Annotated in this window: 19 protein-coding genes; 4 read left to right on the top strand and 15 right to left on the bottom strand. The window is 65.1% G+C overall.

From position 1 onward, the window contains the following. Window positions 1-13 precede the first annotated feature (13 nt). A complete protein-coding gene (locus DY468_RS15000) occupies window positions 14-1120 on the bottom strand; it encodes an efflux RND transporter periplasmic adaptor subunit (RefSeq protein WP_164605603.1) in 1107 nt (368 codons plus the stop codon). Window positions 1121-1536: 416 nt separating this feature from the next. Between DY468_RS15000 and DY468_RS14995 the strand changes: the two genes are divergently transcribed. The 3 genes from DY468_RS14995 (at window position 1537) to DY468_RS14985 (ending at window position 3312) form a co-directional block, all read left to right on the top strand. After that, window positions 1537-2469, top strand: coding sequence for a DMT family transporter (locus tag DY468_RS14995; protein ID WP_164605602.1), 933 nt, complete (start codon window positions 1537-1539; stop codon window positions 2467-2469). 107 nt (window positions 2470-2576) lie between these two features. Continuing rightward, on the top strand, window positions 2577-2822 hold the full coding sequence (locus DY468_RS14990) for a hypothetical protein (protein WP_164605601.1): 246 nt from the start codon (window positions 2577-2579) through the stop codon (window positions 2820-2822). Further along, the gene (locus tag DY468_RS14985; protein ID WP_164605600.1) at window positions 2812-3312 is read left to right on the top strand and encodes a hypothetical protein; all 501 of its coding nucleotides are present in this window, start codon (window positions 2812-2814) and stop codon (window positions 3310-3312) included. The genes DY468_RS14990 and DY468_RS14985 overlap by 11 nt, the downstream gene beginning before the upstream one ends. Before the next feature lie 366 nt (window positions 3313-3678). Here the strand turns inward: DY468_RS14985 and DY468_RS14980 are convergent, their stop codons facing one another. Beyond that, window positions 3679-4092, bottom strand: a complete 414-nt coding sequence (locus tag DY468_RS14980) for a DUF1330 domain-containing protein (RefSeq protein WP_164605599.1) — start codon at window positions 4090-4092, stop codon at window positions 3679-3681. A 229-nt stretch (window positions 4093-4321) separates the two neighbouring features. Here DY468_RS14980 and DY468_RS14975 point away from each other — a divergent pair, with 229 nt between their 5' ends. Further along, window positions 4322-5227, top strand: a complete 906-nt coding sequence (locus DY468_RS14975) for a DMT family transporter (protein WP_164605598.1) — start codon at window positions 4322-4324, stop codon at window positions 5225-5227. Window positions 5228-5242: 15 nt separating this feature from the next. On the opposite strand, the gene DY468_RS14970 is transcribed toward DY468_RS14975, so the two are convergent. The 13 genes from DY468_RS14970 to DY468_RS14910 all read right to left on the bottom strand — a co-directional run bounded on the left by DY468_RS14970 (window position 5243) and on the right by DY468_RS14910 (window position 23346). Continuing rightward, window positions 5243-7339, bottom strand: a complete 2097-nt coding sequence (locus DY468_RS14970) for a methyl-accepting chemotaxis protein (protein ID WP_164605597.1) — start codon at window positions 7337-7339, stop codon at window positions 5243-5245. Between the two features lie 309 nt (window positions 7340-7648). After that, window positions 7649-9841 (bottom strand): methyl-accepting chemotaxis protein, encoded by a 2193-nt coding sequence (locus DY468_RS14965; RefSeq protein WP_164605596.1) that lies wholly within the window; start codon window positions 9839-9841, stop codon window positions 7649-7651. A 130-nt stretch (window positions 9842-9971) separates the two neighbouring features. Next, window positions 9972-10943, bottom strand: coding sequence for an iron exporter MbfA (mbfA, locus tag DY468_RS14960; protein WP_164605595.1), 972 nt, complete (start codon window positions 10941-10943; stop codon window positions 9972-9974). A gap of 430 nt (window positions 10944-11373) precedes the next feature. Beyond that, window positions 11374-11709, bottom strand: a complete 336-nt coding sequence (locus DY468_RS14955; RefSeq protein WP_164605594.1) for a hypothetical protein — start codon at window positions 11707-11709, stop codon at window positions 11374-11376. 78 nt (window positions 11710-11787) lie between these two features. Then, a complete protein-coding gene (locus DY468_RS14950; protein ID WP_164605593.1) occupies window positions 11788-13473 on the bottom strand; it encodes a methyl-accepting chemotaxis protein in 1686 nt (561 codons plus the stop codon). Between the two features lie 200 nt (window positions 13474-13673). Next, window positions 13674-15359, bottom strand: a complete 1686-nt coding sequence (locus DY468_RS14945; RefSeq protein WP_164605592.1) for a methyl-accepting chemotaxis protein — start codon at window positions 15357-15359, stop codon at window positions 13674-13676. 233 nt (window positions 15360-15592) lie between these two features. Beyond that, window positions 15593-17182, bottom strand: coding sequence for a phosphoglycerate dehydrogenase (gene serA, locus DY468_RS14940; RefSeq protein WP_164605591.1), 1590 nt, complete (start codon window positions 17180-17182; stop codon window positions 15593-15595). Window positions 17183-17308: 126 nt separating this feature from the next. Next, complete coding sequence (locus tag DY468_RS14935; RefSeq protein ID WP_164605590.1) at window positions 17309-18481, bottom strand: phosphoserine transaminase; 1173 nt, start codon at window positions 18479-18481, stop codon at window positions 17309-17311. 248 nt (window positions 18482-18729) lie between these two features. Then, window positions 18730-20034 (bottom strand): methyl-accepting chemotaxis protein, encoded by a 1305-nt coding sequence (locus tag DY468_RS14930; protein WP_164605589.1) that lies wholly within the window; start codon window positions 20032-20034, stop codon window positions 18730-18732. Beyond that, window positions 20009-20533 (bottom strand): PAS domain-containing protein, encoded by a 525-nt coding sequence (locus DY468_RS14925; RefSeq protein WP_164605588.1) that lies wholly within the window; start codon window positions 20531-20533, stop codon window positions 20009-20011. Before DY468_RS14925 ends, DY468_RS14930 begins: the two co-directional genes overlap by 26 nt. A 333-nt stretch (window positions 20534-20866) precedes the next feature. Then, window positions 20867-21478 carry a glutathione S-transferase family protein gene (locus DY468_RS14920; protein ID WP_164605587.1) on the bottom strand — a complete coding sequence of 204 codons (612 nt, stop codon included), beginning with the start codon at window positions 21476-21478 and terminating at the stop codon, window positions 20867-20869. Between the two features lie 89 nt (window positions 21479-21567). Beyond that, on the bottom strand, window positions 21568-22356 hold the full coding sequence (locus DY468_RS14915) for an outer membrane protein (RefSeq protein WP_164605586.1): 789 nt from the start codon (window positions 22354-22356) through the stop codon (window positions 21568-21570). Between the two features lie 144 nt (window positions 22357-22500). Continuing rightward, window positions 22501-23346, bottom strand: a complete 846-nt coding sequence (locus DY468_RS14910) for an outer membrane protein (protein WP_205512369.1) — start codon at window positions 23344-23346, stop codon at window positions 22501-22503. Window positions 23347-23585: the final 239 nt, after the last annotated feature.

The following is a 23585-nucleotide window of genomic DNA, read 5'->3' as shown; positions in this document are numbered from 1 at the left end:
CCGCCCTCCACGGTCACGGGCGCGACGCGGCCGCCGAAGCGGCTACGCTGACCGGCGCTCCCGGCTGGACGCGGAGCTGGCCGCTGGTGATCACCACGTCGCCGCCGCCGAGGCCGGTTTCGACCACGATGCGGTCACCGACCCGTTGGCCGGTGGTGACCGGCACGGGCGCGGCCTTGCCGTCTCGAACGACGAGGACGCTGTCGCCCGACGCACTGGTCTGGATCGCGGTCGCCGGCACCAGGATCGCCGATGGCCGCAGCGGCTGCGCGATGCGGACGGTGACGTAAAGGCCGGGCCGCAGCTTGCGATCCGGATTGCCGAGCGTCGCCTGAACCCGCACGTTGCGGGTGTCCTGCTGCACCAACGGCTCGATCGCGTTGATCCGCGCCGCAAAGTCCTGGCCGGGATAGGCGTCGGTGCGCACCGTGACCTCGCCGCCGAGATCGAGCTTCGACAGCTCCTGCTGCGGCAAGGTGAAATTGGCGTAGAGCCGGTCGAGCGCGGTCAGCGTCGCCAGGACATCGCCGGGATTGACGTATTGACCGAGATTGACCCGGCGGATGCCGAGCACCCCGGCGAACGGCGCGCGGATCGTCTTCTGCGCGATCAGCGCCTCGATCCGCTGAACCGCGGCGTCGGCCTGCTCCAGTTCGGTCACACGCTGGTCGAGGAGCTGCTGCGTCGCGCTGTTGGTCGCGACCAGCCGGCGCGCGCGGTCGAGCTGCAGTCGCGCGAATTGCGCGCGCGAGATCGCATCGGCCCGCTGCGCACGCTCCGGCGCATCGTAGAGTTCGACCAGCGGCGTGCCGGCCTCGACCGTCATACCCGCCTCGAACCGGATCGCGACGACACGGCCGGCGACCTCGGGCGCGAGCATCAGCTCGTTCACCGCCTGCAGCGAGCCGGTCGCTTCGAGCGATTGCGGCAGCGGCTCCGGCTCGATCGTCAAGGCGGAGACCTCGACCGGCGGGCGGACATGCTCGGCAGAGGCGGGCGCGAGCCGCGCCACACGCCACAGATAGATCCCGATGAAAATCGACGCCAGGATCGGAATCACGATCAGGACCGGCGCGAGGTGGCGCCGGGTATCGGGCAGGGGTCGCAAGGTGTCGGTCATCGCCGGCTCCAAACCGCATCCAAACGCGCGTTCGGCACCGGCAACTGCCACAGTGGAGCGGCGTGCAGTGTGGCGGGCCAGGACGAACGAGCCAGCCACCTCGATACAACCTCAACAATAGTTGAGGTCCACTGCACAAAAAGTCGCGGGCTTGGTGCGCGTCCAACTCCGCTCAGGACCAACCGGTCGCCGCCCGCGGGGCGCGGATGCTCCTCTGCATCGGCAAGCTGAAGAAGACTGCGGAATCGGCGTGAAATATTCAGCCCGAATCCAGCCGTCCGCATGCGCGCAATGCGTGCAGCCGACTTGTGGTCGGTGCGAAAAGCCGTATTGCTGGGGCAAACTCAAAGGGAGGCGACGTTCGGCTCGTGCGGCCAAGGCGTAGCGTGCGCCGCCTTCCGACTTGCGGGCCGCCCATGACCACGACGACACCATCTGCCGAAACCTCGCATCGCTTCGGCTGGATCACCGATCAGCCTTACCTGCTGCTCAGCCTCACCTCGCTGTTCTGGGCCGGCAACGCCATCGTCGGCCGCGCCGTAGCCGGTCACTTCCCGCCGGTGACGCTGTCGTTCCTGCGCTGGGCATGCGCGTTCCTGATCGTCGCGCCGTTCGCCTTCCGCCATCTGATCGCCGACTGGAAGGTGATCCGCCGCCATCTCGTCCTGATGGTGACGGTGTCGGTGATCGGCATCTCCACCTTCAACACGCTGCAATACACCGCGCTGCAGTACACCACCGCGCTGAACGTGCTGCTGCTGCAATCGACCGGACCGCTGTTCGTGGCGCTGTGGGCGCTGATCGTGCTGCGGGTGCGGCTCACCTTGATGCAGACACTCGGCATCGCCACCTCGATGGTCGGCGTCGTGGTGATCATCCTGCACGGCAATATCGCCGAACTCGCCGCGATCGAACTCAACATCGGCGACCTGATGTTCGTCGGGGCGCTGGCGATGTTCGGGCTCTACACCGCGCTGACGCAGAAGCGGCCGCAGATGCACGCGCTGTCGTTCCTCGCCTTTACCTTCGGCTGCGGCGCGCTGTTTCTGATCCCGCTGGAGATCTGGGAGCTCACCACCAAGCCGCTGCCGGCGTTCGACTGGGCCAATGTCGGCGCACTGTTCTACGTCGCGGTGTTCCCGTCGATCATGGCGTATCTGTGCTACAACCGCGGCGTCCGGCTGGTCGGCGCCAATCGCTCGGCGCCGTTCTTCCATCTGATCCCGGTGTTCGGCTCGGCGATGGCGATCGTGTTTCTCGGCGAGCAGCCGCATCTGTATCACGCGGTCGGCTACGCCCTGGTGCTGACCGGCGTCATCGTCGCCGCGCGCAAGCCGAAGGCGGGTTGAACGGCGTTTCGACGGACCGCAATAGAGCCCGGGAGAGACGATCCTACCTACGGTGGAACTTTGTTCCGTGCTATAGGCCGAGCCTTTGAGGAGAAGGGCGAGGATCGATGGCGACGAACAGCCCTACCGAGGGTCTCAAGCTTCTCGCGACTTTCTTCAACAACATCGCGGTGGCCTGGGTCGCGACGGGAGTCATCGGCCCAATCGTCGGCTTGATCTACGATTACGATAAGTTTGCCAAGAGCATGACAATGCTCTGGAGCCTCCCGGTCATTTGCGTTTGCATGGCCGTGATCCTACATTTAGCGGGGCAGTACGTTCTCCTCGAGCTGGAGAAATTCGATGAGTCCTGAAGCCGTCGTTCTTAGCTCCGCTGTCGCGGTGCCTTTGACAATTGTCGCCCTCGGAATTATCGGCGCCAAATTGCTCGTCAGGCGCGGTCTGGCAAGGAAGGCCGTTGCTGGGGCAGGAAATGAAGCTGATTTCAACGCCACGCTCCGCCGGGTGCCGTCACGCGTGCGAGCTGACTTCGGAGTTGAAACGACCGGGCTCGCCAGCCCCAGTCCCGCTTCAGCGGTCTCACCACTCACGGCCGACGCTCTCGCGAGCATTTCCAAGGCGTTGTCTGAAACGACAGACAGCGATGTCCTAAAGGCGGAGGTAGCCTTGCAAGCGGCTCTTCTGTCGGCTCAAGCCGCTGACGAACTGCAGCTGCGAGACTTGGAACGTCGTCTGAGCAAGTACGAGAGCATCATTGCGGCGAGCGAGGCTTCGGCAGCCCGGGCAGAGTCCGAAGACCAGTCGGCGGAGGAAGGCGCGTCAAGAACGCAGGCACGGCCATGACACCACTGCCTTGCTGGAGTGATTCTGTTTTTGATGGAATTAAAACCGCACTGTCTAACGGGTCGCAACTGACAGAACCTCATGGTGAGGAGGCGCGAAGCGCCGTCTCGAACCATGCGCCGCAAGCCCTGCAGCTCCTCATCCTTCGAGACGTCCGGCTTTGCCGGGCTCCTCAGGATGAGGACTTGAGTGCGCTTGGAAAGGCTAAGTCCGCTTTGATCAATCGATGAAGCACTCTGGGCTGGCCGGACGAAAACTGGTGCCAGGATCTCTGCCGCTTTCGCCATCGCAGCAAGCCCGTCGACGTAACGCTTTCGATATGCGCGTCGTGGAGATTGAACCGAGCAGGGATCGTTGGCGCCGCGGTCACTTGGTGGGGATGTGGAACTTGCTGAAGGCTTCGCGGGTGCAGAGGATCAGGTGCTCGGCGCAGGCGTTGCGCCGGTGCGGCTCGCACTGCGAGAGATATTCCGGCGACTGCATCATTCCCAGGAATGCTTCGACCGACGGGTAGTAGACCAGCGAGACGTAGTCCCAGCGTCCGTGATCGGCGTTGCCGAACGCCACCGCCTTGGCATTGCCGCTCCACAACAGGAGCCCGCCGCAGCTCTTCACCAGCGCCACCTTCTGCGAACTGTAGCGCAAGTAAGCGTCCCAACCGGTGCCGTCGCCGTCGCCGGCCTGTTCGCTGAACCTGATCAGATTCACCATCACCACCGGCCCCGGATCGTCGCGCTCCAGTTCGGTCAGGCCTTTGATGTTCAACTCGTCGATGCTCATGTGCGCCCCATTCGACGTTCCGGCACAAGATGCGCGGATCGCCCGCGCCGTGGTAGCCGATTCTTTTGCGGCCGTGGACCGCGCCGCACCGTCTCGGCGCGGCGCCGCATGATGGAACCCGCGCGGCGGCCGAGCCGGCCGCGCATGCCAGCAATCCGCCGCGCGCCTCTTTTGCGGCGGGATGAATTCGGGCACCAAGATCGTCTTGCTCTCTTGCTTCGGCCCCCGTTTGATCGCCCGGTTCCGCTCCATGTTCGGCTGGCTCGCCAACCAGCCCTATCTGCTGCTCAGCCTGACCTCGCTGTTCTGGGCCGGCAACATCGTGCTCGGCCGCGCCGTCGCCGGCCATGTGCCGCCGGTGACGCTGTCCTGCGCGCGCTGGATCGGCGCGATGCTGTTACTGCTGCCGTTCGCCTGGCCGCATCTGCGGCACGACTGGCGCAAGCTGTTCGTACACTGGAAACTGATGATCGCGCTGTCGGCCACCGGCTTCGCGATCAACAATGCGCTGTCGTACTGGGGGCTGCAATATACCCAGGCGCTCAACGCGCTGCTGATGCAATCGTCCGGGCCGCTGTTCGTCGCGCTGTGGTCGCTGCTGCTGTTCGGTGTCCGGCTGTCCTGGATGCAGACGATCGGCATCGCGCTGTCGCTGCTCGGCGTCTTGACCATCATCCTGCGCGGCGATTTCGCCGCATTGGCGGCAATCGAGCTCAACCGCGGTGACCTGATGCTGGCCAGCGCGCTGTGCGCGTTCGGGCTGTATTCGGCGCTGATGCCGAAGCGGCCGGCGACGCATCCGCTGTCGCTGATCGTGGTCACCACCGGCGGCGGAGCGCTGTTGCTGCTGCCGTTCGCGATTATGGAGTACGCCGGCGGCGTGCGGCCGACCGCCGACTGGATCACCGCCGGCACGCTCGTTTACGTGGTGATCTTCCCGTCGATGCTGGCGTATCTGTGCTTCAACCGCGGCGTCGCGCTGATCGGGCCGAACCGCTCGGCGCCGTTCCTGCACCTGATGCCGGTGTTCGGCTCTGTGATGGCGATCGTGTTGCTCGGCGAGAAGCCCGAGCTGTTCCACCTCGCCGGCTACGCCATGGTGGTGGCCGGCGTGTTCATCGCGGCGCGGCGCTGAGGCGGCGCGCGGCTGTTACGCCGCGCGTACCGTGTGCAGGAACTTGCCGACCTCCGCCTTGAGCCGGTTGCTCTCTCCGGCGAGCGATTGCGCGGCTTGCAGCACCTCGCCGGCGGCGGAGCCGGTGCCGCTGGCGCCGTGCTCGACCTCGACGATGTTGGACGACACGTCGCGCGTACCTTCGGCCGCCTGCTGGATGTTGCGCGAGATCTCGCGCGTCGCCGCGCCCTGCTCTTCCACCGCCGAGGCGATGGTCGAGGCGATCTCCGACATCTTCTCGATGGTGCCGCTGATCGCCTTGATGGCATCGACCGACTCACGGGTCGCCGCCTGGATGCTGGAGATCTGCTGACCGATCTCGCCGGTCGCCTTCGAGGTCTGTTCGGCGAGCTGCTTGACCTCGGCGGCCACCACGGCGAAGCCGCGACCGGCTTCGCCGGCGCGCGCCGCCTCGATGGTGGCATTGAGGGCGAGCAGATTGGTCTGGCCGGCGATGGCGTTGATCAACTCGATCACGTCGCCGATCTTGGTCGCCGCCTGAGACAACTCCTCGACCCGATGATTGGTCTGCGCCGCCTGTTCGACCGCCTCGTGGGCGATTTGCGCGGAGCTCTGCACCTGCCGGCTGATCTCCTCGACCGACGCGGTCATCTCCTCGGCCGCGGACGCCACCGACTGCACGTTGGTGGAGGCTTCTTCCGAGGCGCTGGCGACCCTGACGGTGAGGTTCTGCGACATCGAGGCATGGCGGCTCAACGTGCTGGCCGAGGCTTCGAGTTCGGTCGATGCCGACGACACCGTCTCGATGATCTCGCCGACCGCACCTTCGAAATCGTCGGCGAGCTTGTGCATGTCGGCACGGCGCTGCTCGGCGAGAATCTCGTCCTGGCGCCTCCGTGCCTCGGCCTCCTCCCGCGCCTTGTCGGCGGCGTGGACCTTGAGGGCGCCGATCGCCTGAGCCATCTCGCCGATCTCGTCCTTACGATCGAGCCCCGGCAACGCCACGTCGAGCTGCCCCTGCGCGAGCTTGCGCAGCGCTCCGCCGAGTTGAGCCAGCGGCCGCAACACGCGCAGGAAGGTGACCAGCAGACTCACCACCACCAGGACTCCGGCGACGCAGAGTGCGGCCAGGCACACGATCAGATGCGAGGTGCTGCTGGCGACGTCGGCGGCTGCTTCGGCGTCGGCCGTTTGCCCGATCACGCGGGCGAGCTTGAGAATGCTCTCGACGCCGTCGGTGGCGCGGGCGAAGTAATCGGGGCCGGTGATCGGATAGGCGCCGCTGTCGCCGGCGGCGAGAACATCGTTACGAATCTTGCCGTAGGTGCCGAAGTAACCGGACTCGACACCGTCGATCGCGGCGTTGACCGCGGCCACCGTGTCGGGACGCAGCTTCATCGCCGTGACGACCGGCCAGGCCAGATCGATCTGGCCGCGAAAACCGGCGAGGTCACGAATGTTGTCGGGTGACAGTTTGGCCTTGGCGCCGACCAGCCCGCCGAGATAGCCGCGTTCGCGGCCGGCGTTTTCCGCCATCACCGCCACCAGATGGCGGATCGGAACCATCTTCCCCAGCGTCATCGATGGCGCGTTGGTCAGTGTTTCCAAGGTCTCGCGCAGCGAGGTCGCGGCGACATCGATCGTACCGGTGAGCGTGGCGAACGAGGTGCGGACCAGTTCCGGATCGCGACCGGCCGCGGGCTTGGCGATCTCCTCGTCGATCCGGGCACGCAGCGCCTTGTAGGCCGTCACCGCGCGCTGCGCAGCGTCGATCGCCCCGCCGCCGGCGCTCATCTCCGGCACGCCACGCATCAGCGTCAACGCTTCGTCGAACGCCGCGTCGCCGGCGGCACGCGCCTTCACGATCGCCTCGCGCCGCTTGTCATCCACTGGCCCCGGCGCGTGCAGCGCCCCATTGGCAAGCCCGCGCTCGACCGCCCAACGACCGGCACTCGTCAGCAACAATTCGGAGATCTGGTTGACGGCGAGAAACGCTTCCGACTGCTGGCGACGGACAAATGCGTCGCGCGCCTCGATGCCGGCAAACGTCACGGCCGTCGCCGCCAGGATCGAAACCACGACCGGCAGCACGACACGGATCTTCAAATTCATTTCAAGCCCCCCGGAGCTTCACGATATCAGCGGCGAAATTCACGTTCGGACTGCGCGCAACGCAACCGGACAAGTTCCCTTCGAAAAGGCTCGTGCCTCTCGGGTTCCGATCCCGCGCAACAGTCGCAGCGACTCAACACTACCTACGCGGGTATCAACTTCCTTTAATCGCGGACTACGTAAGAGTCCTCAGTGACAAGGGACGAGGACGCCAGGCGCGGGGGTACTTGCTCGCCTTGAAGTACCAAGGCGCCGCCGTCGTGCGAAACGGCGGCGCCCTGATCGTCACCGTTACGGACGACAGCGACGTCAGGCAGCACGGATCGTATCGAGGAATCGGGCGACTTCGCGTCGAAGCAGATTGCTGTCGCCGGCGAGAGACTGCGCCGCCGCCAGAACTTGCGACGAGGCTGTGCCGGTCTCGCCAGCGCCGCGCTTGACGTCGGCGATGTTGGTCGTGACTTGGCTCGTGCCGCGCGACGCCTGCTGCACATTGCGCGAAATCTCGCGGGTGGCAGCGCCCTGCTGCTCGACCGCGGAGGCGATCGAGGCGGCGATCTCGGAGATATGGCCGATGGTGTCGGTGATCTCCTTGATGGCCGACACCGAGTCTCCGGTGGCCGACTGGATGCCGCTGATCTGCGCACTGATCTCGCCGGTGGCTTTCGCGGTCTGTTCGGCGAGCTGCTTGACCTCGGCGGCCACCACGGCGAAGCCGCGGCCGGCTTGGCCGGCGCGCGCGGCTTCGATCGTCGCGTTGAGCGCCAGCAGGTTGGTCTGGCCGGCGATGGTGTTGATCAGTTCGACCACGTCGCCGATCCGCGTCGCGGCCTTGGCGAGTTCTCCGACCCGGTCGTTGGTTCGCTGCGCCTGCCCCACCGCCTCGTTGGCGATCCGCGAGGAATCCTGCACCTGACGACTGATCTCATTGACCGAGGCCGACATCTCTTCGGTCGCGGTGGCGACCGACTGGACGTTGGACGAGGCCTCTTCCGACGCCGTGGCGACCATCGAGGTCAGTTGCTGCGACCGCTCCGCCGTCGTCGTCAACCTGGTGGCCGAGAGCTCCAGCTCGCTGGAGGCGGACGACACCGTCTCGACGATCTTGCCGACGGCCAATTCGAACTTGTCCGCCATGTCGTTCATGTCGCGGCGCCGTGCCTGATCGGCACTGGCCTGATCCTCGGCACGCTGCGCGATGCTGCGCTTGAGTTCGCCCTGCATCGTGCGCAGCGAGTTGGCGAGCACGCCGACCTCGTCGACCTGTTCGATCGCCAGCTTCTGATCGAGGTCGCCCTTGGCGATGCCGTCGGCGAAACTCGCGCAATCGCCGATCGGCCGGGCGATGCTGCGGGCCGCGAAGGCGATCACCGCGATGGCGATCACCACCACCAGGATTCCGGTGCCGAGCTGCCAGAACATCGCCGAATTGGCGCGATCGTTCAGCGCGGAGTCGAGCTCGTGGGCGGACGCCAGCACGACGTTGCGCGGCACCGAGATCAGCACCGACCACGGCGTGCCGGTGCGACCGACCGAGATCGGCGCGTAGATCTCGACGTTGTCCCATTTGGGATCGTCGAGCACCTTGCCTTTGCCTTCGTTGACGATCGCCTGACTTTCGGCCCAGCGCGGATCGGCGCTGACCGCGCTCTTTCCGATCGATTCCGGATTGGCGCTGTTGGCGACGATCAGGCCGGTGTCGTTGAGGATCACGACTTTGCCCTTGCCGCCGAACAGCGAGCCGTTGCTCTGCTGCGCCAGCTTCTGAACGAAGTCGAGATTGTAGTCGGCGCCGGCGACACCGACGAACTTGCCGTCGATCTTGATCGGCACCGACATCGTCGCCAGGAACACCGCCTTGCCCTGCACGATGTAGGGCAGCGGGCCGAGGATGTTCTCCTTGCCGGTCGCCTTCGGGTTGATGAACCAGGCGCCTTTCACCAGACCGTTCGGGTGCCGCTCCTGGCTGTCGTATTCGACCAGCGGCTGCAGCGCGATCGAGCCGCTGGCGCTGCGGGTCCAGTAGGGAAGGAAGCGGCCGGTGCTGTCCGAGCCCATCGTCTGCCGGCCCTTGAAGGCGACGTCGTTGCCGTCGAGCGCATTCGGCTCCCAGGCCGAGTAGGTGCCGTTGAAGGCCGGGTTCTTTTCCAGCGTATTGCGCAGCACGGCGTTGAGTTGAAGGCGGCGGTTGCCGTCGGTGGTGCCGGCGTTGTTCGGATCGGCCAGCACTTCGAAGGCGTGCGCCATGTTGCGCGCGGAATCGAGCCCAAGGTCGAGCTCGGCCTTGATCACGGAGGCTTCGGAGGTGGCGCGGTTGAGCAGGCTTTCCTTGGTCTGCTGATCGACCAGCTTCATCACCTCGGCGGCGACGTAGTGATGCGTGCTTTGCGCGGACAGGACGCTGTAGCCGATCAGGATCAGGCTGGCGCCGGTCAGGCAGAGGCCGGCGACCAGCGCGATCTTGACCTGAATTTTGCGGATGGATTTGAACGAGAAGGACATAGGCACTCCTGGGAGAGCCCCATGCTGATCGTCGGCTGTTTGGAATTGCTTAAGCAAACGCCTCGTGCGACTACGAGGAAAGCTGGTTTCAGACTAAGACTTAGGTCGAAGACCGCAGGTAGCAACTCGACTACGCGCCGCCGATCAGAATGCCCACGGCCAGCACGATGACGCCGCCGAGCACGATCTGGAACACGGCATGCAGGAACGGCGTGTCCATGTATTTGGCGCGGACATAGGCGATCGCCCACAATTCGACGAACACCACCAGGGCGGCGATGCCGGTCGCGATCCAGAACGCGTTGGCCCAGCTGTCGGGGACGAGATACGGCAAAGTGTGACCGAGACCACCGAGCGTGGTCATCAGTCCGCAGATGCCGCCGCGCAGCCACGGCGAGCCGCGGCCGGTCATCGAGCCGTCGTCGGACAGCGCTTCGGCAAAGCCCATCGAAATGCCGGCGCCGATCGAGGCGGCGAGCCCCACCAGGAAGGTCGGCCAGTTCTGATGGGTGGCGAAAGCGGCGGCAAACAGCGGTGCCAGCGTCGACACCGAGCCGTCCATCAGGCCGGCCAAACCCGGCTGGACGTATTGCAACACGAACATCCGCCGCGCCGCATGATCTTCGACGCTGCGGGCGTCGGGGGTGAGGATCTTGTCGGTGAGCTGCACCGCGCGCTGCTCGTGGCGCTTTTCGAACTCGGCGAGGTCGGTGAGCAGCTTGCGGATATGGACGTCGGTGGCGCGTTCGGCGGCGCGCTCGTAGAAACGCTGCGCCTCGAACTCCATCGTCTCCGCCTCTTTGCGGATACGGTCGAGCGGCAGATTGCGGGTCAGCCAGATCGGGCGGCGGCGGATGAAGCCTTTGACGTCCTCGCGGCGGATCGGCGGCAGGTTGGGGCCGAACCGGTCCTCGTACATCCGCAGCAGCATGTGGCGGTGGCCCTTCTCCTGCTGCGCCATTTCGGTGAAGACGCGCGCGGAGTCCGGATAGCGCTCGGCGAGGTCTTCGGCGAAGGCGAGATAGATCCGGCTGTCCTCTTCCTCGCTGGCGATCGCCAGCGCCAGAATTTCGCGCTCGGTCAGGTCGGAAAACGCCTTCATCGCACCGCTCATCAATTTAGAACGCTTCTAAATAGAGTTGCCGCCCGCCGCTGTCAAAGCCGACTCGGCTCGCGACGTTGCGCGGCCACAACACCGGCTTGCCTTCACAGGGATGCGGTTCCAGGGGAAAATTACTGCTCGGGTCGGCCGCGGTCTTTGCGCTGGCGACGAACCCACGCTGGCGCAATCCGAAGGTGAGTTCCCGCCCCGCCCCCGGTCATGCGGTGCCGCGCGCGGCAGCCGCGATCCGACCAAGGCCGACGACAAGGAGTTTATGCCGTTCGAAGGCGCCGAAATCCTGAGAGCGAAGTCAGCGCGAAAGGCGAAGAAAGGCACCGTGTCGTTTCGGGGTCGCGCCTCTCGGCGTGCCCCCGAATGACGTTGCGACAGGCGGCTCCGCGTTCGGCGCTCCGAGCCCCGCCCGCCGTGTTCACGCCGGCGGCGACATCCAGCGGGTCAGGCGTGCGAACACGCCTTTGGCCGGCAGCGGCGCCGCGATGTCCGTCTGCTCGATGTGATGCAGGAATTTCTCGAGGAACCGGTCGTCGCCGGTTTCGATTACCAGGAACGCATCGTCTGCGGTCGAGACGTTGTAGGCGTAGCACAGACCGGTGGAACGCGGAGCTGGCGCTACACCGGCCGTCGTCTTGGCGATCGTCACACCGTCAGGGTCGATATCTCGCGCGATCAAAGCGCGGGTCAACCACGCAAGATTGCCGACGAATTCCGGCTCGAATGCGATGTTGCCTTGCAGCATCACGGGCATGCGCTACCTCCCGACATTCACGCATCCCCCCAGCTATCTATTGTCATCACCATCGCCGAAAAAGTTCAAGCATTACGATCAGGCCGCGCGGATCTTGCGCAGGAAGTCGTCGACCGACGATTGCAGCGCAACAGACTGGCCGCCGAGCGCTTCGGCATGCGACAGCACGTCGGCGGCGGCATCGCCGGTCGCTGCCGCCGCCGAACTCACACCGCCGATGTGATCGCTGATCTCGTTGGCGCCGGCCGCCACCGACTGGATGTTGAGAGCAATCTCGCGCGTAGCAGCGCCCTGCTGCTCCACCGCGGTCGAGATCGCCATGGTGATCTTGTTGATTTCACCGATGGTCGCCGTGATGCTGCCGATCGACTGCACGGCGCTCGATGTCGACGCCTGCATGGCCGCGACCTGGGCCGAAATATCCTCAGTGGCCTTGGCGGTCTGGCTGGCCAGCGCTTTCACTTCACTGGCGACGACCGCAAAGCCACGGCCGGATTCGCCGGCGCGCGCCGCCTCGATGGTGGCGTTGAGCGCCAACAAATTGGTCTGCGACGCGATCGAATGGATGAGTTGCACCACCTCACCGATCTTCTCGGCTCCGACCGATAGCTGCATTACGGTTTCGTTGGTCAGCTCAGCGTCGCTGACAGCGCGTCCGGCGATCGCGCGCGACTGCTCGACCTGACGCGAGATCTCCTGCACCGAAGCCGACAGTTCCTCCGACGCCGACGCCACGGTGCCGACCATGCTGGACGAGGAGTCCGAGGCGGAGCCGACCGCCGCGGCGCGGCTCGAGGCATCCGCCGCGGTCGACGTCATCGACTGCGCGGTGGATTGCATCTGCCGGGTGGCATCGGCGACGCTCGTGACCACGCCGTTGACACTGGACTCGAACTCGTCGGCGATGCCGCGCATCAAGGCGGCGCGCTCGGCGGCGGTGCGGCGCTGCGCCTCCTGCTCCTGCTGCTCGAGGCCGCGGATACGCAGCGCGTTGTCCTTGAACACCTGCACGGTCGCGGCCATCTCGCCGACCTCGTCGCGACGCTCCACGCCGGGGATCGCCGCATCGAGCTGCCCTTCGGCGAGGGCCTTCATCCGGGCGCCGAGAGCGCCGAGCGGCTTGGTGATGCTGCGGCTGATCGCCCAGGCGACCACCGAACAGACCGCACCGATCCCGAGGATCGCGAGCCCGAGCCACAGCATCATCGGCCGCATCTTGGCGTCGATGTCCTGCAAATAGACGCCGGTGCCGACGAGCATGTCCCAGCCGGGGATCGCGACCGCGTAGGAGACCTTGCGCAGCAATTCGGTGCTGCCCGGCTTCATGAATTCGTAGATCAGCGTCACGTCGCCTTTGGCGGCGACGCCGTCGCGCAACTCGCGGACGATCTTGCGCCCGGCGGTCTCGACGTCGAGCCGGTTGGTGCCGATCATCTTCGGGTCGGCCATCAGCACGGTGGTGCCGTCCATCCTGTAGGCGAAGAAGTAACCGTTGGAGCCGTCGTAGGTCATGGTCCCGGCGCGCTGCTGAAACTCGGCGATCGCCTGGTCCTTGGTCAGCTTGCCAGCCGCGACCTGCTTCTGCAGCCCGATCGCCATGTTGAGCACGCTGTCGACCAGCGCCTTGGTCTGCTCCAGACGGCCGTCGCGCATCTCCCGTTGCAGCATCGACGCGGCGAACAGGCCGGACGCCAGGAGGCCGAGCATCGCGACGGCGACCAGGATCCCGAGCTTCGGCGTGATCCGCAGATTGGTGATTTTCACAGTAGGGAGCTCCCGCGCACCTGAAACCGGTTGGTCAAGCAGCGTTACGGCGGCAGCATCTCTAATCGGTTTAAAGGACTCCCCGTAGGAACCCGAGGGTTGGTTTCCCGATCTGTTAGCTCATCGAACGACGAAGCCCCGGGCAGACCGTCAGATCTGCCCGGGGCGAAGTGATGTGGGGAAGCCGAAGCGACCGATGATCAGGCGGCGCGGACCTTGCCGAGGAAGTCGTCGACCGCCCGGCGCAATTCGCCGGACTGGGCGTCGAGTTCACGGGCGTTGGCGAGCACCTGATCGGCCGCCGAGCCGGTCGCGGTCGCCGCCTCGGTGACGCCGCCGATATGCATGCTGATCTCGTTCGATCCGGCCGCGACCGACTGGATGTTGCGGGCGATTTCGCGGGTCGCGGCGCCCTGCTGCTCCACCGCGGTCGAGATCGCCATGGTGATCTCGCTCATCTGCGCGATGGTCGCGGTGATGCCGCCGATCGACTGCACGGCGTTGCTGGTCGACGACTGCATCGCCGCCACCTGGGCGGAGATTTCCTCGGTGGCCTTGGCGGTCTGGCTGGCGAGCGCCTTCACTTCGCTGGCGACCACTGCGAAGCCGCGGCCGGACTCGCCGGCCCGCGCCGCCTCGATGGTGGCGTTGAGCGCCAGCAGGTTGGTTTGCGAGGCGATCGAGTGGATCAGCTGCACCACCTCGCCGATCTTCTCGGCACCGGTCGAGAGCAGTTTGACGGTCTCGTTGGTCTGCGCCGCGTCGTCGACCGCCTTGCTGGCGATCTCGCGCGACTGCTCGACCTGCCGCGAGATTTCGGTGACCGACGCCGACAGTTCTTCGGCGGCGGACGCGACCGTACCGACATTGTTGGAGGCGCTCGCCGAGGCCGACGACACGGTCGCGGCGCGGGCGCTGGCGTCGGTCGCGGTCGCGGTCATCGATTGCGCGGTCTGCTGCATGCCGGAGGTCGCGGACGTCACCGACTGCACCACGCCGTTGACGCTGTGCTCGAATTCGTCGGCGAGGCGCTCCATCGCGTTGCGCCGCTCGGCTGCGGCGCGCTCCTTGGCGGCCTCCTCGGCGCGTTCGAGATCGCGGATGCGCAGCGCGTTGTCCTTGAACACCTGCACGGTCTTGGCCATCCCGCCGACTTCATCGCCGCGCTCGATGCCGGGGATCGGCTGCTCCAACTCGCCATGCGCAAGCGAATCCATCCGGGCGCCGAGTTTTGCGAGCGGACGGGTGATGCCGCGGGCGATCAGAACCGCAAACAGACCGGCGATCAGCGCGATGACCAAGATCGCACCGCCCAGCGTCCAGAAGATCGGCTTCAGCTTGGCGTCGAGATCGTCGAGATAGGCGCCGGTGCCGACGAACATGTTCCAGCCGGGAAACGCCAAGCCGTAGGACATCTTGCGGATGTTCTCGTCGGTGCCGGGGCGCCGGAAATCGTAGAACAGGGTAACATCGCCCTTGGCGGCGACGCCGTCACGCAGCTCGCGCACCAGATAGCGGTCGCCGGTCGGCACGTTCATCCGGTTGGTGCCGACCGCCTTCTTGTCCGGGGTCGCAATGGTGACGCCGTCCATGGTGTAGGCGAACAGATAGCCCTGGCCGTTATCGTAAGTCAGTAGCGCCACATCGCTGGCGAACTGGGCGATCGCCTGCTCCTTGGTGAGTTCGCCGGCCTCGACCTTCTTCTGCAGGCCGACCGCCAGATTGCGGCCCATCTCGGTGATGGCTTTGGCCTGATCGAAGCGCGCGTGCAGCATCTCCCGCTGCATCATCACGCCGGCAAAAATCCCGGCCAAGCACAAGCCGATCATAGTACCTGCAACGAGCAGGCCCAGCTTGGGGGCGATACGAAGATTACTGAACTTCACGAAACTCTCCCCGAGGTACGACACCACATGCGAGTACATTGCACTCGTACAACTACGGAGAAAATGTTCCCGGACGGTTACTGCAGTGCACGCAATTCCACAAATTGCGTATCTGAGGTTGAGTCCGAAAAAAATCCCTCCCCCAGAGGGGGAGGGATCGATCAGGCGTCAATTGCGGCGGCGGCCCGCCATCGACTTGCGAAAGTCGGCGACGGCCGTGCGATGCCAGGTGATCAGAAGGTCAGCGGCTTGACCTGCTTGACCTGCGGCAGCGCCTGGACCTTCTCCAGCACGTCGGCCGGGGCCGGACCATCGATCGTCACCAGCGCGATGGCGTCGCCGCCTTCGCTGTGACGGCCGAGGTTGAAGGTCGCGATGTTGACCTTGGCGTCGCCGAGCAGGCTGGCGAACTTGCCGATGAAGCCCGGCTTGTCCTCGTTGGTGACGTAGATCATCGAGGCGCCGAACTCGGCATCGACGCGGATGCCCTTGATGTCGACCAGACGCGGCTTGCCGTCGGCATAGACCGTGCCGGACACCGAGCGCTCCTGCTTTTCGGTCGCCACCGTCAGGGTGATCAGGCTCTCGTAATCGCTCTCGGCGGCGCGGACGACTTCGTCCACCACCATGCCGCGCTCCTTGGCGATCACCGGCGCCGACACGACGTTGATGTCGCCCAGCATCGGGCGCAGCAGGCCCGACAGCACCGCCGAGGTCAGCGCCTTGATCTTCATCTCGGCCACTTCACCCTCGTAGGTGATGGTGACCTTGGTGATGCCGGTCTCGGTGAGCTGGCCGGCGAACGAGCCGAGCTTCTCGGCGAGTTCGATGAACGGCTTCAGCTTCGGGGCTTCTTCGGCGGTGATCGACGGGAAATTGATCGCGTTGGTGATCGCGCCGGTCAGCAGGTAGTCGCTCATCTGCTCGGCGACCTGCAGCGCGACGTTCTCCTGCGCTTCCGTCGTCGAGGCGCCGAGATGCGGGGTGCAGATCACGTTCGGCAGGCCGAACAGCACGTTCTTGGTGGCCGGCTCTTCAGAGAACACGTCGAACGCCGCACCGGCGACCTGGCCGGACTTCAGGGCTTCAGCGAGGGCGTTCTCGTCGACCAGACCGCCGCGGGCGCAATTGATGATGCGGACGCCCTTCTTCATCTTGGCGATCGCAGCCGCGTCGATGATGTTGCGGGTCTTGTCGGTGAGCGGAGTGTGCAGGGTGATGAAGTCGGCGCGCTTGAAGACGTCTTCGAGCTCGACCTTCTCGACGCCCAGATCCTTGGCGCGCTCCGGCGACAGGAACGGATCGAACGCGATCACCTTCATCTTCAGGCCGAGTGCGCGGTCGGCGACGATCGAGCCGATGTTGCCGCAGCCGATCACGCCGAGGGTCTTGGCGGTAATCTCGACGCCCATGAAGCGGTTCTTCTCCCACTTGCCGGCCTGGGTCGAGGCGTCGGCGGCAGGGATCTCGCGGGCCAGCGACAGCATCATGGTGATGGCGTGCTCGGCGGTGGTGATCGAATTACCGAACGGGGTGTTCATCACGATGATGCCCTTGGCGGTCGCCGCGGGAATCTCGACGTTGTCGACGCCGATGCCGGCGCGGCCGATCACCTTGAGCCGGTTGGCCTTCTCCAGGATCTTCGCTGTCGCCTTGGTGGCGGAGCGGATCGCGAGGCCGTCATAATTGCCGATGATCTCGGCGAGCTTTTCCTTGTCCTTGCCGAGGTTCGGCTGGAAATCGACATCGATGCCGCGATCCTTGAAGATCTGGACAGCGGCTTCCGACAGCGCGTCGGAAATGAGGACTTTGGGAGCGGTCATGGGATGTGATCCGTTGCTGAATGATGCATTTGCCGACGTCACCCGCGGGCTCGACCCGCGGGTCCATCTTCAAGGATGGATGGCCGGGTCAAGCCCGGCCATGACGATGAGACGAAAGGGCGACGCTTACGCCGCCTGAGTCAGCGAGGCCTTGGTGGTCTCGAACGCGTAGTCCAGCCACTGCGTCAGAGCCGCGACGTCGGCGGCTTCCACCGTCGCGCCGCACCAGATCCGCAGGCCGGGAGGGGCGTCGCGATAGGCGCCGAGATCGAAGCCCGCGCCTTCCTTTTCGACCACCGCGACCAGCTTTTTCGCAAAGTCCGCCTGGGCTTCGGGAGCCAGCGCGGTGATCGCCGGATCGACCACCTTGAGGCAGACCGAGGTGTTGGAGCGGATCGCCGGATCGGCGGCGAGGAAGTCGACCCACGGGGTCTTCGCCTGCCAGTCGGTCAGCACCTTGGTGTTGGCGTCGGCACGGGCGATCAGCCCCTTGAGGCCGCCGACCGACTTCGCCCAGTTGAGCGCGTCGATGTAGTCCTCGACGCACAGCATCGACGGGGTGTTGATGGTCTCGCCCTGGAAGATACCCTCGATCAGCTTGCCGCCCTTGGTGAGGCGGAAGATCTTCGGCATCGGCCAGGTCGGGGTGTAGCTCTCGAGACGGGCGACGGCGCGCGGCGACAGGATCAGCATGCCGTGCGCGGCTTCGCCGCCGAGCGCCTTCTGCCAGGAGAAGGTGACGACATCGAGCTTGGCCCAATCCAGCGGCTGCGCGAACGCGGCCGAGGTGGCGTCGCAGATGGTCAGGCCTTCACGGTCGGCCTTGATCCAGTCGGCGTTCGGAACCCGGACGCCCGAGGTGGTGCCGTTCCAGGTGAAGACGACGTCGGTGTTGCAATCGACCTTGGAGAGGTCGGGAATTTCGCCGTAACCAGCCTTGAGCTTGGTGACGTTGGGGAGCTTCAGCTCCTTGGTGATATCGCCGACCCAGCCGTCGCCGAACGATTCCCAGGCCAGCGTCGTGACCGGGCGCGGCCCGAGCAGCGACCACAGCGCCATCTCGACGGCGCCGGTATCGGAGGCCGGAACAATGCCGATCTTGTAGTCGGCGGGAACCTCGAGCAATTCGCGGGTCAGGTCGATCGCGAGCTTGAGCTTGGCCTTGCCGACCTTCGCGCGATGCGAGCGGCCGAGCGGCGCGTCCTTGAGATTTTCGGGGGACCAGCCTGGGCGCTTGGCGCACGGGCCGGAGGAGAATTGCGGCGCATTGGGCCGCGAAGCGGGCTTCGCTACAGTCATAGTCTATCCTTCCAGATAGCTGCCTCTCGGTGGGGAGAGGTTTCCCGTCGCTGGGGATAGTCCTTTGGCCTCGAATGTCAAGGAAGTTCGCCATCCGGGAGATCACGGACAACTTTCGACCTTCGGCGCCGGCGCGTACCTGGTCAGGCGATTGCAACACGGCGATGACGGCGACCGAACAACATTGCGCCGCCGACGTTGCCGCCGGCGGCGCTGAGAGAACGTGGTTCGCGGCGCGGCCCCCCGGCTCAGGCGACCTTGGCGACGAAACTCTTCACCTGAGCACGTAGCTTCTCGACCTGGCCGGCGATCTCGCCGGAGACCCCACTGACCCGCGTGGCGATCTTGCCGGTGTCGTCGGCCGCGTGGCTGATACCAACGACGTTCGACGTCACCAGCGCAGTGCCGGACGACGCCTGCTGCACGTTGCTGGCGATCTCGCGCGTCGCCGCACCCTGCTCCTCGACCGCGGAGGCGATGGTGGTGGATACTTCGTTGATCTCGGTGATCCGTCTGCTGATCGCTTCGACCGCGCCGACCGACTGGTCGGTGATCGACTGCATCTCGCCGATCCGCGCGGTGATTTCCTCGGTAGCCTTGGCAGTCTGGCTGGCGAGCGCCTTCACTTCCGCCGCCACCACCGCGAAGCCGCGTCCGGACTCGCCGGCGCGCGCCGCTTCGATCGTGGCGTTGAGCGCCAGAAGGTTGGTCTGCGCCGCGACCGCGTTGATGAGTTTGACGACGTCGCCGATCCGCTGCGCGGCATCGGCGAGGTGTCTGATCTTCTCGGTGGTCTGCGCCGCCTCTTCCACCGCCTGATGGGTGCTGTTGGTGGAATGCTGGATCTGCCGCGAAATCTCGGCGATCGAGGCTGTGAGTTGCTCGGCCGCGCTGGCGACGGTCTGCACGTTGGCGGAGGCCTGCTCGGCGCCGGAGGCCACGCTGACCGACTGACGGCTGGTTTCCTCCGCCGCCTCGGCCATCGCACCGGCGTCGGATTTGAGCCCAGTGGACGCCGTCGTCAGCAATCCGGCGACGTCGTCCATGCCGGCCGCGAAGCACTGCGCTTCCTTCGCCACTTCGCGCACCCGGCGGTCCATGGCGTCCGAAGCGCTGTTGATCACCACCGAGGCGTTCTTGAACGAGCCGGGCAGACCGCGGGTCAGCACCTTGCGGAAGGTTTTGCCCTGGCTGACATATTCCATCGACGCGGACGCCTCGCGAACGAACGCGTCGACGATGTCGAGCATGTTGTTGACCTCGGCCTGCGCCCGGCCGATCTCGCCGCCGTCACGGCGGCCCTGGACGCGCGCTTCCAGATTGCCGTGGGCGGCTTCGACGCACACCTTGGCGATTTCGGCGACCGCCGCCGAGGTGCGGCGCAGCAGCCAGACCGCATAGCCGAGCAGCGCGACGCCGATTCCCATCGCGGCGAGTTCGACGACGTAGCCGAGCGAGCCGACGATCATCCCGACGGCGCTCAACCCCACCATGACGATCGCCGAGACGACGAGAGCGATCGTCGCCCTAGATAGAGAAGATGAATTCGTCATACTCGACACCCCGATCTTTAAGCATGTTCGTCATCATCGCGTAGCCGGCCATCATGCCGTCCTTGGCGTTGCGATGACGGCTTTCCTCGTCCCGCAATTGGCGATAGAGCGCCTCGATCTTGGTGATCTGTCCGCGATCCGGCTTGCGTCGATTGGAATGGAAGCCGGTGACGTTGCGCTGGGAGTCGAGCGTCGGGGTGACGTGCGCGAACACCCAATAATGATCGCCGTCGCGCGCCATGTTCACCACATACGCGAAGATCTCTTTCTTCGACTGGATCGAATCCCACAGCATCTTGAAGATCGTGCGCGGCATGTCGGGATGGCGGACCAGGGAATGCGGCGCGCCGATCACCTCGTTCCGCGGATACTTTGCGAGCCGCACAAAGACGTCGTTGGCGTAAGTGATGTGGCCCTTCAGATCGGTCTTCGACACGATTAGTTCGTCTTCGTCGAACGGGCATTCGACGCCGGTCGGCTTCACCTGTGGTCGAGCCATCTGGATTGTCCCCTAACCTGCCATGCCGGGTCGCCCGACGCCGTGGCGTGCTTGCGTGCAATGGCTCTCGTTACCGGCCCAAATTGATTGGCGACCATTACTTCGCGGTTAAGAGTGGAACTCAGTATTACTACTCGGATGATGTAGTTTTATGGAATTCAACCAGTAAAATTCGCCAGTCAACCTCGAGGCGAAGCGTCGAGGGCTGAGCCGCGCGGCGAACAGCTCCCCGCGATTCGGTTTTCGCGCGTGAACAGTGAGACCGGCGCGGATGTTCCGCCACCATCATCCGACCCAGGATAGCCGCCACGTCGGACGCAGTCAGGGCGTGAGTCAGGAGGCAGGCCTCGGGACGCGATCAAGCGAAGAGAGGCCGAGCCCGGACTCCGCGCGGGCTATCCAGCGCTGCACCGCAGGATAGCGGTCGAGCGCAAAGCCGCCCTGCTCCGCCATCCGGGTGTAGGCGAGCAGCGCCACGTCGGCGAGCGACACGGTATCGCCGACCAGAAAGGCCGACTGCGCCAGATGCTGCTCCATCCGGGCGAGCGCGGCGTGGCCGCGGCGAACCTTGTCAGGATCGAGCTCGCCGGCCGGCTTGCCGAGATAGACCATCTGGAAACGACACACCGCGATATAAGGCTCGTGGCTGTACTGCTCCCAGAACAGCCACTCGTCCATCTTGGCCGCGAGCCACGGATCGGTCGGGATCAGATCGCTGCCGCGGGCGAGATAGCGGATGATGGCGTTGGATTGCGCCAGTGCGCGGTTGTCGTCGAAGGCGACCACCGGCACCTGCCCGGCCGGATTGAGCGCCAGAAACAACGGCGTGCGGCTTTCGCCCTTCATCGTGTCGACGGCGATCCACTCATACGGCAGACCCAGTAGGTCGCAGGTCCACTTCACCTTCAGGCAGTTGCCGGAATTGAGATCGCCGTAGATCCGCATCGTCGTTCCCCTCGCTTGCGCGAGCAAGTCGATCAGCAGCCGGCCGCGGCGTCAATCCATCGCCAGATTTGCGCGAAAGAGTTGGCCGATCAGAACTTGTAGCCGATGCCGCCGCGCACGGTGGACACCGCCGTGTTGATCGGCGCGGCGAATTTTTGGTACTCCCACTCCGCGCGAACGAACAGCCCGCGGTACAGCATCATGTCGACGCCGAGACCGCCCGAGTAGCCGTAAATGAAATGGCTGTTCTGGACCTGGCTTCCGCTGAGCACCCATGTGCCGCCGGAATCCGTGCCGACGATCGTCGCCGCTTGGACGATATCCGCCTGCCCGAGCGCCACGCCGCCGAACGCATAAGGCAGGAAGCTGCCGAAGGCCCAACCGGCGCGCAGCCGCGCCGACCCGACGTCGTGGACGTTGATCGCAGCGTTGGCGCCGTAGATCGCGCCGTAGTTGACACCACCGGAGGTGATCTGCCGGGCCATCGAGCCGGACGTCGAGCCGCCGAAATTGCCGTGCATGTAGTTGGCTTCGATGCCGAGCACGACGTCGTCCCACTGCGCGTTGTAGCCGATGAAGCCGCCCCAGCCCTGGCCATGCGACGAGGACTTGCCGAGCACCGGCCACGACGACACCCCGAGCGTCCCCTCGACGGCGGTGTTCACCAGCAGGTTGGACGCGACGCCTTGCGTCGAATTGGTGAAATCCATGTCGGAGGTGCCGTAGCCACCCTGGCCGCCGACATAGAAGCCCTCCCAATTGGCCACGCGGGGAGTTTCCACCAGCGCACCGCGGAGCGGACCGTAGTCCGGCATGTCGGCCGCATACGCCGTCTGTGCCATCACGCCGACCGCAGCCGCCACCACAACTCTACGCATCGCCACACTCCCCGACGAAACTATCAACGCTGCTGATGATGCGGCGTTAACCTTAATTCTTCGTTGTCGGGAACGGCCACGGACGAACAAAAACGGCGCGGGAAGCTCCCGCGCCGTTAAGACTCGTAAACGAGTGGAGAGCGATCAGCCCTTGCGCATCAGCACCGGCGGCTCCGAATAGACCGGGCCGGCATCGAGATTCCAGCGCACGCCGAACTTCACGTCGTGCGACGTGATATCCTTGAACTTGAAGCTGTTGTTGGTGGTGAGCCCGGTGAAGGTCGACAGCGAACCGGTGTAGCCGTCGCCGAGATTGAGGTAGCTGTAGGCCAGTTCGAGCGTCAGGTTCGGATTGACCTTGTAGGCGAGACCGGTGTGGACCGCCCAGGCCAGATTCCATTTCGACGCGGTCGGCGCGCTGGCAAAGCTGGTGGTCGAGAACGGGATGTTGTTGGTCCCGGTATCGGTGAAGTTCGCCATCGTGACCCGCGCGGCGCCGACGCCGGCGCCGACGAACGGGGTGATGCACCACCAGGTGCCGAGATCGACATAGGCGTTGGCCATCACCAGCCATTCGGACTTGGAGGCGCCGTAATTGTCGATGCCGCTGTAGGGCGCGCCGCCGGAAGTGCCGGTGAAGCGGTCGGTGCCCTTGAAGTTCGAATTGCCGCGGTACTGACCGATCAGGTCGGCGCGCAGCCACGGATTGAACTGATAGCCGACGCCGAGGCCGTAGATGCCGGCCGAATCGAACGAAGTCTGCTGATCGAACGAGGTGAGCTGCGAGTAGGCCGATTCGCGCCCGTAGCGAAGATCCTTGACCTGCTGGTTGCTGAACCCGATGTCGCCGCGCAGATACCAACCGCCGAAATCTTCGGCCGGGGGCGGCGCGTAGGCGGGCGGCGGAGCAATCGGCATATCGGCCGCCACCGCGACCGAGGCAATCAGCGAAGCCGCTCCGGCGGCCATCAAAATCTTCACGCTACGCATTGGCTTCGTCCTTTGGTCCAATGATCAATTACGAAGGCCCCACACCCGGAAACCTATGAGACCGAACGATGCCATCAATTCCTTAAGCGCGACTTAACCCTAATTTTTAAGGTTGACATTTAGTGACGAACAGCACGCGCTTGGTAACAGTCACCAGCCCGAGACCGGCCCGGCGGTCATGACTAACAAATAATGAACGAGCCGAGCCGTGAGCACTCCCCAAACAAAATCGGCTCCGG

Origin of the sequence: Rhodopseudomonas sp. BR0M22, assembly GCF_010907035.1 — a bacterium.
Taxonomy (GTDB): Bacteria; Pseudomonadota; Alphaproteobacteria; order Rhizobiales; family Xanthobacteraceae; genus Rhodopseudomonas.
The sequence above is the reverse complement of the archived record's forward strand: the minus strand, read 5'-3'. Positions and strand labels throughout refer to the sequence as shown.